The sequence below is a fragment of the Sphingomonas sp. HT-1 genome, assembly GCF_048568905.1.
Classification (GTDB): Bacteria; Pseudomonadota; Alphaproteobacteria; order Sphingomonadales; family Sphingomonadaceae; genus Sphingomonas.
On sequence record NZ_CP183770.1, the window covers coordinates 1738510 to 1752535 of the forward strand.

Below are 14026 nucleotides of genomic sequence, written 5' to 3' on the forward strand. Positions count from 1 at the left end.
TCGTCGCAAAAATTTTTTGCCCGATTTCCGGCTCGCTTCATTTCCGATCAGGCGATGCTGTTTTCCGGGTCGCCGGAAGTTCGCAGAAATCCGCCACTTTCCTCAACCGAGCGACGCACCGGCAGATGTGTGCAACCTGAATTGTCTCCCGCCGCGATTCGGCAAACACAGGAGACGACATTGGAACAGCTTACCGTATCCGTCATGGCAGCAGCCAAGGCGTTAGGCCTCGGTCGAACCTCGATCTACATGCTCATCCGGCAGAACCGGATCGAGACAATCAAGATCGGTAGGCGGACCTTGCTCACGACCTCATCCTTGCGCCGATTGCTCGACGAAAACGCGCAGCGCTGACCCGCGCAGCCACTAACCCAATCCTCTTCCCAAAGGAAATTGCCATGTCTCTTGTCCAGAGACTGCGGGATGCTTTTGCCCGCTCATCGTGCCTCAACTTCGACAATGTCTCGCTGCGGATCGATCGCGGCGTTGCCTATCACCTTGTTCCCATAGCCGAGCGAATGTCGTCCGGGACACATGAAGCCTGGTCGCAGCTGAACGCTATCCGTCCCTTCTTCCTCAGCGAGCGCCCACTGATTTCGATCGTCAGAGGTGACGATATCTGGGTGCATATCGAAGGACCGGAATATGATTGCGGCGGGACGATCTATCCGCTCGGCGCGCAGATGTTCATCGACAAGGCAGGGTGGCTCAATCTCGGCCCCGCCGAAGCAATCGACCTGCACCAGGCAATCCGTCGCGCTGTCGATGCAGCGGCCTATCGCTGGCTGAGCGAGAGGCAAAAGCTGGAACAGGCTTCGCCTTGCAGATCACCTCGGGATCGCTCCGTCGATGACGAGATCGCCCTTCGCCAAATGGCCGCCGCCGCGGGCCAGGATCACCTGGAAATGGAGCCGAGCCATGCTTGACCGTGTGCAGAAAGACACTGGATCGATGGGCTTCGGTTCTGCGAACCGAAGCAGTTATTTGGTTACACACCCCACGCACGCGTGCAGCGAGCATTTCCGCCGGTTTGCGAGCGGGCGGATAGCGCGCCCGCACCCGGCTTCGCCCAAAATTGACGTATTTGCGCCAATTTCAGAGCGCGCCAAGCGCGCGCACGGGAGGCGGCCATGTTGACCGCGACCAAGCGCGCCGTTCGCCTCACGCCGTCGCAGGCCCGCACCCTCACCAGCATCGCCGAAAGGCGCGGTCTAACGGACTATGCGATGCTCCAGCGGATCATCGAAGCAGGCTTTCTGGCCGTCATGCACGGCACCGACAGGGACACCGACACCCGCGAAATTGCTACCGGCGTGGGGGTGATCTCGGAGCGCCTCGCAGAGGTGGAGCGAGTGCTCGACCGCGCCCTGTTCACCGCCTGTGCGGCTTATGCCTACGCCCGCCATTCGGCGCTTGGAACCAAGAAACCCGACGAGGTCATTGCCGCCGATGCCAAGGCCGCATTCGAGCGCCAGCGTTCGCTTGCCCTGGAGATCGAACCATGACCAAGAGCCACGATTTCACCTCCCGTTCGCACTCGCTGTGGCGGATGCGGATGGCCCATTTGCAGCAACGCTTCCGCTTCTTCTGGCAACTAGTCCTGGCCTGCACGCTGTGCGGTTCGGCTCTGGCTGCCCAGATGATTATGCCGCCGCGCGGCACCATGCTGGCGATCCAATGCCTAGGTGCCAGAGGGCTGGTCTTGCTTGGCGACATGGCCGGGCGCGACCTGCAGATGAACGTCACCGTCGGGGTATACAAGACGACGCTCTATGCCCGCACCGTCGCCTATTCGGCGTACTGGTTGCAGCCTTACGACCTCCTGCTTGATTGCCTGTTCTGCGGGGCATTGGCGGGGCTTATCTTGGGCCTGCTAGTCATCTGGCTGATCCAGCAGAACATGTCTTCGCAGGGCGAGCAAACCTTGAGCGACAAGCTTCTGGGCGGCACCCGTGTAATCGGTGAAACGCAGCTTGCCGCGCACACCGCGCCGCGCGCCGATCCTGCCTCGCTGGCCATCGGTCCGGTGCCGATCCCGCGCGGGATCGAGACCCGGCATTTCGCCTTCCTCGGCACCACCGGCAGCGGCAAGACGACCGCGCTTCGCCAGATGCTCGACCGCATCGAGGCGCGCGGCGAACCCGCCCTGGTCTACGACACCAGCGGCGAATTCATCGCCCACTATTACAATCCCGAGCGCGGCGACGTGATCCTCAATCCGTTCGATGGCCGCTGCGCATTCTGGTCGCCGTTCGACGAGATTTCCCATCCCGCCGACGCCGATCGGATTGCCCGCCAGCTTGTTTCCGAAACCGGCAGCCAGGACGATGATGTCTGGCTGGAAACGAGCCGCATTCTCGTCGCCAACATGCTCCGTTCGCTGTGGGCGGAGAAGAACTGCAATCTCGAAGCGCTGCTCGAAGCCTTGCAGGTCAAAAGCAAGGAGCAGTTGAAGCACTGGCTGGGTCATACATCGTCGGCGCGGACCTTCGCCGATGACGCCGACCGCGCCACCGGCAGCGTGCTGTTCATGCTCGCCAAGGCGGCGAACCTGATCCAGTTCCTGCGGGTCGAGGACGACGGGGCGGAGCGATTTGCCTTCCGCGATTTCATCGCCGGGCTGGACGATCGCGAGGGAGCCAAGCCGTGGATCTTCGTGCCCCGCAAGGAGGACTATTTCGAGGCCGCGAAGCCGCTCATGGCCTGCTGGCTCGAATGTGCGGCGAGCGCCGTGCTCGGACTGTCGCCATCGCCAGACCGACGCATCTGGTTCGTGCTCGACGAGCTGGCCGACCTGCCGCGCGTCGAAAACCTGGCGCGGCTGCTGCCCGAAGGCCGCAAGTTCGGCGCGGCGATCGTGCTGACCTTCCAGGCGCTCGGGCAGATGCGTAACCGCTACGGCGCAAACATCGCCGAAGCCATGCTGGCCTGCTGCAATACCAAGTTGTTCCTGCAGACGGTCGACCGCGAAACCCGCCAATGGGCTAGCCAGACCATCGGCGATTGCGAGATCGAAATGCGCGTTGCCACCGACACGCTATCCATCGGCAGCGATGTTCCGCGCACCACGATTGCCACCCAGCGGGCTTTCCGAGCCGCCGTGCTCGAAAGCGAGCTGCGGCTTGCCCCGCACCAGGGCTATCTGCTGCTGCCCGATGGCCTGCCCGTGGCGCGCATCGCCCTCACCGCCGATCATATCCGGGCGCGTGGAGCCGCCCGCCAGCCTGCCTTTGTCGCTGGCGATCCTGCGGGCACCCTGTGGAGCCGGGTGAGCGAGATCGCCCGCAATGCCGCGCCCGATGCCAAGCCGGGACCGGTCTGATGGTCGCCTCGGTCTCGGCCCTGTCGAGTGCTGGACAGGCCGCGAGCTACTACGAGGCTGATGACTATTATGCCGAAGGCGGTCTCGCCCCCTCCGAATGGTTCGGGGAGGCCGCCTCCGCCCTTGGCCTTGAAGGCGAGGTGGACCGCGAGCAGTTCGCTGCCCTGCTGGAAGGTCGGGTGGATGGCGAGCAACTGGGCACTACCCGCGACGGCAAGGTCGAGCACCGGCCCGGTTGGGACATCACCCTGTCCGCGCCCAAGTCCGTCTCGATCATGGCCGAAGTCGCTGGCGACAAGCGGCTGATCGCGGCCCACCGCGCGGCTGTAAAAGTGGCGCTGGCCCATGTCGAAAACCACATGGCCGCGACCCGCGTGCGGGAGGGCGGCGAGGTGCAGCGCCAGACCACCGGCAATCTTGCCATTGCCACCTTCCACCACGCCACGAGCCGGGCGCAAGACCCCCAACTTCACACCCACGCCGTCGTGATCAACGCCACCCAGGACAAGGACGGCAAGTGGCGCAGTCTGGAGCCCCGAGCATTCTATCAGCTCCAGAAGGAGATCGGCGCCATCTACCGGCAGGAACTGGCGCATAGCGTTGCCGAGCTTGGCTACCGGATCGAGCCGGGCAAGGATGCAATGTTCGAGATAGCCGGAGTGCCGGACAAGGCCATCGAGGCCTTGAGCCAGCGCACGGCAGCGATCGATGCACGGCTTGCCGAGCGGGGCACAAGCCGGGAGGAGGCGAGCGCCGCAGAGAAGCAGATTGCCGCACTCGATACCCGCGAAGCCAAGACCCATGCCGATATCCGCGAATTGCGCGCCAACTGGCAGGTCACCGCCGATGCAAATGGGTTCGATGCAGGAGCGCGGGACAGGCTGGTTTCCGGTGCAAAGGAGCAGGCGAGTCAACTTGGTTCATCGGCCAGCCCTGAATTGCTGGCGCGCCAGGCTGTAGCATTCGCCACAGCCAAGCTCTCCGAGCGCGAGGCGGTGTTCTCGGCAAGCACGCTGGCCAGAGAGGCCGGGGATTTCGCTTTCGGCAAGGTAAGACACGGCGAGATCGGTGCGGCGATTGCCAGTGCCGGTGAGCGCGGCGAACTGGTGCCTCGCACATTTCTCGACCGGCGCGGCGCGGAGTTTGCAGGCTACACGACCCCGCAGGCTATTGCGAAGGAGCGCACCATGTTGCAGCTTGAAATGGCCGGGCGCGGCATGGCCGAGCCTCTGGCCAGTCCCATGGCGGCTGCGCGAACAGTTGAGCGCGCTGCAAGGCAGTCGGGACGATCCGGCTACACCTGGACCGAGGATCAGAAGCGCGCGACCGCCGACCTGCTGACATCCCGTGACCGGATTGCCGCCGTTCAGGGCTATGCCGGGACGGCCAAGACCACGACCGTCTTGGCGACCTATGCCCGCGAGGCGGAGCGCGGCGGCTTGTCGGTGACAGCACTTGCGCCAACCGCAGCGGCAGCAACAGTCCTTGGGGATGCGCTTGGTCTGCGCGGCGATACCGTCGCCCGCCACCTTTTGACGCCCGAGGGGCGCATGAACAGCAAAGGCGCTGTCTGGATTGTCGATGAGGCGTCGATGCTTTCTGCCAGCGATATGGCTAAACTGATGGCCAGCGCCGACAAGGTCGGAGCACGGCTCATTCTGGTCGGTGATGTGAAACAGCTCGGTTCGGTCGGAGCAGGTGCTGCGTTCGCACAGTTGCAGGCGGCAGGCATGACCACGACCAGGCTGGCCGAGGTCGTCAGGCAGACCAATGCCGACACCCGCGAGGCCGTCATGGCATCGATCGAAGGGCATGCCGCAAAGGCGCTTGCCGCGCTGGATCGTGGCGGCGGGAAAGTGCTGGAGGCGGCCACCGCGCATGACCGCTTTGAGGCGATGGCACGGCACTACCTGTCCCTGACATCCACCGAGCGGGCGAAGACGCTGGTTATCGAGCCTTCGCGTGACGGGCGCGACACGCTCACCGGCATGATCCGGGATCAGCTGGCATCGCGCGGTGAACTTTCCGCACCAAAGCTGCAATTTGCCGCTCTCGAGGCCAAGGGCATGACCCGTGCCGAGGCGCGCGAAGCGGCCAGCTATGCCATCGGCGATGTCGTCCGGTTCAATCGTGACTATGCCGCGAAGGCGGTGCACCGGGGGGAAGCCCTGTCCATTGTGGGCATCGATCCGGAGCGGGGCCGCATTGCCCTTGCGGGCCGGGATGGCCGGTCGATTGACTGGCATCCGAGGCAATGGGGTGCTGGTAAGGTCGAGGTGTTCGAGGCCAAACCCTTGGAACTGCGCACGGGTGACCGGGTGCAGTTCACCCGCAACGACCGCGATGCGGGACGGATCAACGGACTTGGCGGGACTGTGACCGGCATTGACCTTGCCGCCAGTCAGGCCACCTTGAAGCTGGCCAGCGGGCGCGAGCAGCGGCTCGACCTCTCCGATCCTCGCGACACCCATTTGCGCCACGCCTATGTCCAGACCGCACACGCTGCCCAAGGCCAGACCGCCGAACGCGTCCTGATCCACGCCGACAGCCGTTCGACCAATCTGGTCGACCAGAAGATGCTCTATGTCGCGCTGTCGCGGGCCAGAGGTGAGGCCGTCGTTGTCACCGACGACCGGGACCGGCTTGTCCGCGCGATCTCTGAGCGGGCGGGCGAGAAGCAGACGGCGATGGCAGCGAACCTTCCGGAGCCGGTCAAGGCGAAGGCGATGGGGGCTGGTTTGGGCTGATCGATCCACGTTGCCTTGGCAGGCCATGGCATCCTTCGTCCTGCCGTTGGCATGAACTGCTCCTCTTCAACAGGCCGTGCCTGGCGGATCAACAGCCTGCCCGCTCCCTTCGGGCTGAAGCCCTCCCGTGTTGGATGTTCCGCGTGCCGCTGACCCGCCCGGCCAATCCGGCCTGTCCCTTCATCCGCGTTCCCAACGACAGGACGAAGGATCTTCACCATGGCCAGCATCCAAACCGCCAGTATCTACGACACCATCACCAACCAGATCATTGCCTCGCTTGAAGCCGGAGCCGGGAAATTCTCGCTCCCCTGGCACCGCAGCACCACGCCGCTGACCCGCCCGGTGAACGCAGTGACCCGGAAATCCTATCGTGGCGTCAACGTGCTCGCCCTCTGGGCCTCCGCCGAGGCGCAGGACTTCGGGCATGGCCTCTGGGCGACCTATCGGCAGTGGCAGTCGCTCGGGGCTCAAGTCCGCAAGGGTGAGAAGGCCTCTCCGATCGTGTTCTACAAGGTCATCGACAAGGTCGATGGCAAAGAGACCGAGGAACGGGACAGCTCGGCGCGCATCTTCGCGCAGTCCTCGCATGGGTTCAACGTCGGCCAGGTGGAGGGCTACGCGATGCCGGAACTCCCGAAAGCCACAGACTTCGATCCGATCCCGAACGCCGATGCCTTCGTTGCTGAAACCGGTGCAGCCTTGCGCATCCAGGGAGACAGCGCGCATTACACCCCGTCTACAGATACCATTACCATGCCTGATAGGCAGCTTTTCTTCGCCACTGGATCCGGCAGCGCCGGGCAGAACTGGTACGCCACACTCCTGCACGAACTTGTGCATTGGTCCGGTGCCGAGCACCGGCTTGCACGGACTTTCGGCAAGCGGTTCGCGACGATGCCTATGCGATGGAGGAATTGGTCGCTGAGCTCGGATCAGCGTTCCTGTGCGGCGACCTTGGCCTGTCGTCGAGTCCGCGCCCCGATCATGCCCGCTACCTCGCCAGCTGGATCAAGGTGCTCAAAACCGACAATCGCGCGATCTTCACGGCCGCGAGCGCGGCGGCGAAGGCGGCAGAGTGGCTTGGAGGCATAGAGTGATGACGGGTTGGGTCAGCGCAGATGGTGCGAGCCATGTGCGCCGACCCGCTCCAATTAGTGCAACTGGGCGCTCACCATTTCTTCAGCCGCGACAATCGCCTGCTTTGCCGCGCGCAGTGCAGCAAGCGCCGCATATGCATCCTTTCCAGCCGGATACGGGCCCGGCGGCGGCAGGTTCGTCAAAGGCGACGATGCGACACCGCTGAACACCTTCCCGGTCGCGATTTCCGCGATCCTTCCGCCGTTGACACCGAACCAAGCTGCAATGTCATGCTGACGATCACCTCGCGCCAGCATCCCCTTGATCGTCGCGGCATCAGCTTCAGTGAGGCGAACGCCACTCGGCCTTGCTCGATACGCCATCGTCGTCTCCCTTAGCCGTTCTGAGCAAGCTTGAGCAGCTCGGTTTCAAAGGCGTCCAGCGCCAGCGTATAGCTGCCGTCGTTCTTGCCGATCTTCTGCGCGTCACCGCCGAAGGCCTGGATCAACACTTTGTACTTACGCACGATCTCATCGAGATGCTTGTCGATGAACTTTGCCGGATCGGTCTTCCACTCCAGCTTCCCATCGGCATCGGACCTGAGCAAAGCGCGCAACCCGACTGCAAGTGGAACAATGAAACCATCCGGATAGCGATAGGCGGAATTCAACTTTCCGTACGGCGTACGGGGCTTGGACTTCAGCTTGTCAGCAGGCGTTACCGCGCGAAGAAGCCCGAAACTCCCCTGGTTGCGGTTGTAGGCGCCGGGAAACGCGGCGTAGAGCTGATCGAACAGCGCCGGCATGTCACCAGCGACTTTCAGCGCGCTGGCGATAGCCACGTTGTGCAGTTCGAAAGTGCCGTCTGCAGTCTGCTTGGATACTTCCGGATGTTCCATGAGGGCATCAAAGGCCATCGAACACTTGCCCTTGCCGCTGTAGATATCTGCGGTGCGCGGCGCAGAGATCCCTTCGGGAAGGGCAGCAACGGCCAGCGGAATCCACGACAGAGCGACAATGTCGCGAACCTTCACATCGCCGCCATCGTTCGACTTCCACTCGACGCGCTTGGAAATGTCCGCCGGAACCTGGTCACGAAGGTAATCGTACAGGCCTTTCTTGTTGGCCTTGGCTTCATCGGCGAGCTGGCGGTTGTTGTTCCGTGCCGCACAGATCTCAAAGAGCGAACTCGTGAAGGCTTCGAGAGCGATCTCGTCTTCTGGATCGGCCGGAATCAGCACTTCAAGCGGAACGAGGAAATCCAATGGGCCTCCCTCCCCAGAGGCAGCCGAGCCCTTGAGCGCCTTGACCTTGTCATGGTGTGCCTCCCAGGCCACCTTGAATTCGGGCCAGCTCTTGACCCTTTTGACCTCCTTGGCCTCGACCCCGGCAGCGCCAAGAATGTGCAGGCCGATCGCAAGGGTATTGTGGCCGCCGTCAAGGATGCCCTCGATCGCCGGGTTGTCGAAAGTCATGTGATAGCGCCGCCGTTCCAGCTCCCGGCAATTTGCCGAGGCGACGAGGATGCCTTTGGTCTTGAAGGGGAACAGTTCCGGCGTCGTCTGGATCGACTCCATGATATCGGCGGTAATCGGACCAACCTTCGCAGTGCGGGGGTTGGCTTCCAGATCGGCGGCGTCCAGCAGGGGCAGCAGATTCCGCGCACGCGCAAAGCCGATTAGCCGCGTAACAGGCCCTTCGGTCTGGCGGTCAACGGTTTCAAAGCGAATGAGAAGTTCGTTCGGGTTCATGTGTAGTCTTCCTATCCAGGAGGACTGGCGCTGAACGGCGTTGGCAAATTCAAACCAACGGAATGAGCAGGCGGGTAACCCGGCTCAACCGCCACCATCCGGTGACAACCCCATCCAGAACCAATCCAGGTTCATTTTCAGCCCACCATCTCGGCAAGCCACATGAATATGGCACGATCCGAAAAATTTGCAAGCCCACGCGAACTCGCCAATATTCCTCGCCAATTACACCCTACAAGGGTGGCATCGGTACAATCGATTCGAACACTTCGACTCCGAGGCTGTTGCGCAACGGGACCAACTGGGCAGGCAGAGGCCCGCCAAGTGCCAGACAAGCAGTAATTGGACGATCATCATGTTCATAGGCTGCCCGCGCCATCATCACGGCACGATATTTGACGCATTGGAACAGGCCGCGCGTAATATCGTCTGGCACCAACCAGCGGGTTTGACCTCAACAGCGTGAATGCGGCGTTTCTGCGCAAAAACCACATCGACACAATCCCCAGATGGTAGCCGATACTCCGGCTCTCCAGCTGGATCGCCGAGCTTCAGCCCGACCAGCTGCGGGTTGGCACAAACGTAGTTTTTGAGTGCAAGATGGTCCGGTCCTTCACCGCCCCCGCCTCTTCCCGCGTTGGCGATGACCGGGGCTAGATCGGTGGCGGTGGGCGCGAGTTTCAGCGCCTCAAGAACGTCATCCCAGTAAGGATATGCTGCAATCTTTGCCCAATAGCTCTCAATAATAGCTCGGCGCTCTTTGGCATTGCTCCACTTCTCGCCTTTCTGTTCAAGAAAGCCATCGAACCCAGGTCCCGGCAAGTTGGTGTGCTGATTTTTGACCAACGCTTGTATATGCGGAATCTCGTCTTCCCATTCATCGCTCAGGTCGTTGAGCGCATCCCCGATGCAACCGAGTGGATAGTTCAGATTTCGAGGATTGGGCATACTGACTTCGTCAGCAAGGTCCTCGTAAAATATCGGCGTTCCAGCCTTAGCTTGACGAACAAGGATCGGAAGAACCAGGCGTGCGCGCCTCTGGTAAAGCTTTTCACCATGGAAGCCGGTCGCTGTTTCTGAGGTCTTCGCCATCCTAACCCGCCCCTTTAACCATCGCCACGGCTACGCCCTGGCCAACTGGTACATGTAAGCCATCGGGTTCTTGTTCATCGCTTTGCGCTGCTTTTCATTGAAGCCGATCCCGGCGCTGAACATGTCAGTCAGGCCTTTCAGGGCCGGCCCAGCAGTGAGCCCCGCCAAACCGCCAAAAGGGCCAGCCGCAAGGAAACCACCGATACCGACAACGGCGCTGACCACGACGGGCTTCAGCACCATCTCGGCCTTTGCCAGCCCGATTGCCCGCTTTAACTCATTCAAATACCGAGCCATTTCATCCTGAAACTCAACGTTAAGCTGATCGCGATGATTTCGGCTCTGAACGTCGCGAAGCCTGGCAACATGGCTTTGCACCGCATCTGCGTATGCATGGCGCAAGGCCTTGTAATCCCCACCTCGCTGCTCCCGCTCCTCGCGACGCCGGAAATCGATCAGCTTTTCGAGCGACATCGCGTTCGCGTCTATCAGCTCAAGCGTAAGCGGAACCACATGCGATTGGGCCAGAACCGGTTCATCGCGATCACCGATCAGGCCGTATGCGAGCATCTTGTCGGTCACCCGCGCAAAAGTCGTTCCAGCGCAAGCATCGGCCAGCTTTGACATGATCGTGATGCCTGCTTCGTGATCGAACGGATAGTCACCGTTCGCCACCGGGCCAGCGGTCATGCGGTGTTCTTGAAGCAGGCACCATGTCTCGTAGTGCAGCTTTTGCGGCCAGATTTCGTATGGGCGGTCGAGTTGCAAATCCTCCCGATATTGAATTTGCCGGGGGACGCCTGCTGCCAGCATCGACTCAATGCTCTTGTGCGCTTGGCGCTTGTTCTCGTCGTCCGGAACCAGCGGCTTGCCGATCAGCTCCCACGCCTCGGCCATGTCATAATTGTTGTATTCGATCCGGTAGTCATCAAACGGAACGATGACCCTCAGCTTGTCCCAGAGCAGCATGGCGGAAGCCATAGCCTGCGGAGACTGGAGGTGCGTGTCCGGATAGTGAACCGCTGAACGCATCGCCATCGGCCTATTCCTCCCCGCCCACCTTGAACGCCCCCGGCCAGCCGTCGTGGCTTTCGATCACTTTGTCGATCTCGGCCATGATGCGGCGGGTTTCGGTGAGGGCTACGACCATGCGGCGATAGTGGAGCACGTCTTCGTCGGTCAGGACGCGGCCATCGGATTGCTTCTTGCCACCCTTGGCGGCGCGGTCTTTCAGCCATTTTTCGCAGGGCTGATAGCCGCCGACGTGGAATTCCCAGGTGGCTTTGGGCACGTCTTCGAACCAGCGGGAGGCGTTGATCATCACCTTGCCGTTTGTGTATTGGGGATAGCCCTTGCCGACCCGCGCCTCGCCAGTGCCGCAGAAGCGGATTTCGGGGGTCTTGAGCGCCGGGGCCTCATCGGACTTGAGCAGGTGCAGCGCGACCAGTTCGCGGCCCAGCGGCACGAGATCGGCGAACAGCGCGCGCGATCCCGGCGTGGGGATGCGCGGGAAGTCCGATTTCAGGAATTCGGCATAGCGGCTGCGATAGGTGGGCGCGTGCAACACGGCATAGATATAGTCGAACAGGTCGCGCGGGCCGAAAGTCTTGGCCAGATCGCCGCGCCCATCCCACGGTGTGTCGAGCAGGCCGATTTGTTCGGGCTTGGGCTGGATGAAGTCCTTGCCCAAGCTGCCCTGTTGGCCACGCGGGATGCCATCGTTGTATGTTAGACCAGCATGCTGGGAGAGCACCTTAACTGACTTGTCGCAAAAGTTTGGTCGCCGCTTCGATCTGTCGGCGTCAGAGTCTAGCCAAAGCGGCAGAACATAGGTGTTTGTAGAAGTTTTTGATGAAAGGAATATCTTATCTGTACGCATTTCAGAGACAAATGAATGCGCGTAAATCTGATCATTACAAATCCTTGATGTAAGGAGAGCAACATTTTCAATATCGAGATTTCTCTGAACCGCATCTTTCAGAATCGTCAGAACTCGAGAATCCAAAATGGCTGATCGAAAATCAAATGGACGATAGGCAACATTTGTTATGTCATTCTTCCAATTTCCCGAAATTGCAAATGCTTTAGCATTTTCATAATTCCATTGATTTGTTGAGCACATTCGATATTTCTCGGATATCTCTTTGCGAGAGGTAGACTTTGCTAAGTCGCTCATTCTTTGATCAAACGATCCTACTTCGAAGGAAATCGCAAACTCATCTTGTTGCGAGGCGAAACCTGTCGACCAATAAATTTCCTTGTCAGCCGACCGGTCACCTGTTCCAAACAGTGTGGGCAAATCGAGGAATTCATTGAACTCTTGCACGAGTTCGCCTTCTCTCCAAAAGAGAAAGTTTGGTGGCGACGGTCTGACAGGATCGCAATCAACCGGACTTACCTTGCTCGTGAGCAATCGGTCCATCTTTGCTTCAAAGGTTCCCTCCCAGCTCTCGTAAGTCGCTTGCCCTTCAATCTTGTTTGGAGCGGCGGAATACAGACCAATCCCGACGCCAGTCATAATTTCGAACACGGGTTCATCGACACCTGCAACATCGTTGCGGCGCACACTGCCATTGAGGTTGATTGCTCTCAGACGAGTAAACGAGCGGAAGAGAGATCTCCTCATATCACGAGGCTGGCTGCCGAGCATGTATCCGTGCCCGGTGATCATGCCTAAGACACCAATCTTTGATCTATCAATTGTAACTTGTCCCAATCTCAAGAATTTTATGTAATCATTTGAAAGTGACTGTATCTGGCTTTCTTCCTTCCTTACCTGCTCTTTATATGGCTCGCAAAGTTCCGTGATCCACGGTCCCATGTTAAAAGATTTCACAGAATACGGCGGATTGCCGATGACGATGGTAACGGGAACACGGTCCTTTGCTTGATTTGCTTGGTCTGCTTCGTGAGCAAGAGCCTGTGATTGCATTCTTTCTTCAAGATCGATATCTCGTCTCGGCTCCAGCGCATTTGTCAAGAATATGCGCGCGCGCTCATCGGAGCCGAACTTGTAGCCAGTTTCGACCAGCTTCAGACCGACCTTCATATGCGCGATTGCATAGGGTGCCATCATCAGCTCGAAGGCGGTCAGGCGCGGCAGAAGGTGCTCAGGCACATAGGCGTTCCACGCCGCCTTGATGTCCGCTGCCGACTTGCCGTCTGCCTTCCAAGTTTCGACCATCCGCTTGTGGATCAGGTCGATCACCTCGACCAGAAAGGTGCCTGTGCCGGTGGCGGGATCGAGTATCTGAACGAAGGGCGCGTCGGGATCGACATGATCAGGGATGGCGATCTTGTCATTCCGCGCGGCGAGCTGCGCCCAGGTGCTGGTATCTGCCAATCCCAGCGGCAGATCAAATTCGGTGCGCAGGATTTCGTCCACTCCGCGCACGATGAAATTCACCACCGGGCGCGGCGTATAGAAGACGCCGCGCTGCATCCGCTTCTGCGGATCGTACTCCTTCAGGAACAGCTCGTAGAAGTGGATGACCGGGTCTTCCTTGGGGTTCTTGTCTCCGAAATCCCGCAGCACCGCTTCCATATTGGCGCTGTTGATCATGTCCACGACGTCACGGACGCCCAACTCGTCGAAGTCCATGCCACTTCGCTTGTCGCGTCCGCCGATCTGGAGGAAATTGGCGAACAGCTCCTTCAGAAACGGATTTGTCTTGGGCACCATGTCGGCCAGATTGTCCGCAATGATCCCGACCGGCCGTGAAATCCGCGCCGCCAGCATGCCGTAGCAAATGGTCTGGGCGAACATGTCGGCAAAGCCGTCATCGTCCAGATCGTGGATCAAATTCTTGCGGAACGCCTCCAGCATGGTCCGCATCGGGCCCTTGTCGGTTTCGGCGGCAAGCAGTTGATTGGCACGGGCGCGAATATCCCCGGCCAGCGCGGCAAGGCGCTTGGCAAGTTCCTGCGAGGTGGTGATGACCTCGCGGTGGCCCACTTCGAACGCGCCAGCCCACTGGCCGCGCCAACCAGTCTGATCGGCCGGATCGTCGGGCCAGGTCAGCCGCTGGGACAGCA

10 protein-coding genes and 1 pseudogene are annotated in these 14026 nt (G+C 60.5%); 6 read left to right on the top strand and 5 right to left on the bottom strand.

Going from position 1 to position 14026, the window contains the following annotated elements; genetic code table 11:
• The first annotated feature begins 180 nt into the window (after positions 1-180).
• The 6 genes and pseudogenes from ACNFJ7_RS07950 (at position 181) to ACNFJ7_RS07975 (ending at position 7169) form a co-directional block, all read left to right on the top strand.
• A complete protein-coding gene (locus ACNFJ7_RS07950) occupies positions 181-354 on the top strand; it encodes a helix-turn-helix domain-containing protein (protein ID WP_019367736.1) in 174 nt (57 codons plus the stop codon).
• 44 nt (positions 355-398) lie between these two features.
• On the top strand, positions 399-926 hold the full coding sequence (locus ACNFJ7_RS07955) for a hypothetical protein (RefSeq protein ID WP_236704375.1): 528 nt from the start codon (positions 399-401) through the stop codon (positions 924-926).
• Between the two features lie 204 nt (positions 927-1130).
• Complete coding sequence (locus tag ACNFJ7_RS07960) at positions 1131-1505, top strand: hypothetical protein (protein WP_019367734.1); 375 nt, start codon at positions 1131-1133, stop codon at positions 1503-1505.
• Entirely contained in the window at positions 1502-3322 is a 1821-nt protein-coding gene (locus ACNFJ7_RS07965) for a type IV secretion system DNA-binding domain-containing protein (protein WP_019367733.1), read from the top strand. The genes ACNFJ7_RS07960 and ACNFJ7_RS07965 overlap by 4 nt, the downstream gene beginning before the upstream one ends.
• Positions 3322-6069 (top strand): MobF family relaxase, encoded by a 2748-nt coding sequence (mobF, locus tag ACNFJ7_RS07970; RefSeq protein ID WP_019367732.1) that lies wholly within the window; start codon positions 3322-3324, stop codon positions 6067-6069. Before ACNFJ7_RS07965 ends, mobF begins: the two co-directional genes overlap by 1 nt.
• A 219-nt stretch (positions 6070-6288) precedes the next feature.
• A pseudogene (locus ACNFJ7_RS07975) lies at positions 6289-7169 on the top strand (ArdC family protein).
• Positions 7170-7223: 54 nt separating this feature from the next.
• Here the strand turns inward: ACNFJ7_RS07975 and ACNFJ7_RS07980 are convergent.
• The 5 genes from ACNFJ7_RS07980 to ACNFJ7_RS08000 all read right to left on the bottom strand — a co-directional run bounded on the left by ACNFJ7_RS07980 (position 7224) and on the right by ACNFJ7_RS08000 (position 13826).
• Positions 7224-7532, bottom strand: a complete 309-nt coding sequence (locus ACNFJ7_RS07980) for a hypothetical protein (protein WP_026008811.1) — start codon at positions 7530-7532, stop codon at positions 7224-7226.
• A gap of 11 nt (positions 7533-7543) precedes the next feature.
• Positions 7544-8899 carry a hypothetical protein gene (locus ACNFJ7_RS07985; RefSeq protein WP_019367730.1) on the bottom strand — a complete coding sequence of 452 codons (1356 nt, stop codon included), beginning with the start codon at positions 8897-8899 and terminating at the stop codon, positions 7544-7546.
• A 381-nt stretch (positions 8900-9280) separates the two neighbouring features.
• Complete coding sequence (locus ACNFJ7_RS07990) at positions 9281-9991, bottom strand: hypothetical protein (RefSeq protein ID WP_152997701.1); 711 nt, start codon at positions 9989-9991, stop codon at positions 9281-9283.
• 30 nt (positions 9992-10021) lie between these two features.
• Complete coding sequence (locus ACNFJ7_RS07995; RefSeq protein WP_152997702.1) at positions 10022-11029, bottom strand: hypothetical protein; 1008 nt, start codon at positions 11027-11029, stop codon at positions 10022-10024.
• A 4-nt stretch (positions 11030-11033) separates the two neighbouring features.
• Positions 11034-13826, bottom strand: a complete 2793-nt coding sequence (locus tag ACNFJ7_RS08000) for a type ISP restriction/modification enzyme (RefSeq protein WP_419724244.1) — start codon at positions 13824-13826, stop codon at positions 11034-11036.
• Between the last annotated feature and the right edge of the window lie 200 nt (positions 13827-14026).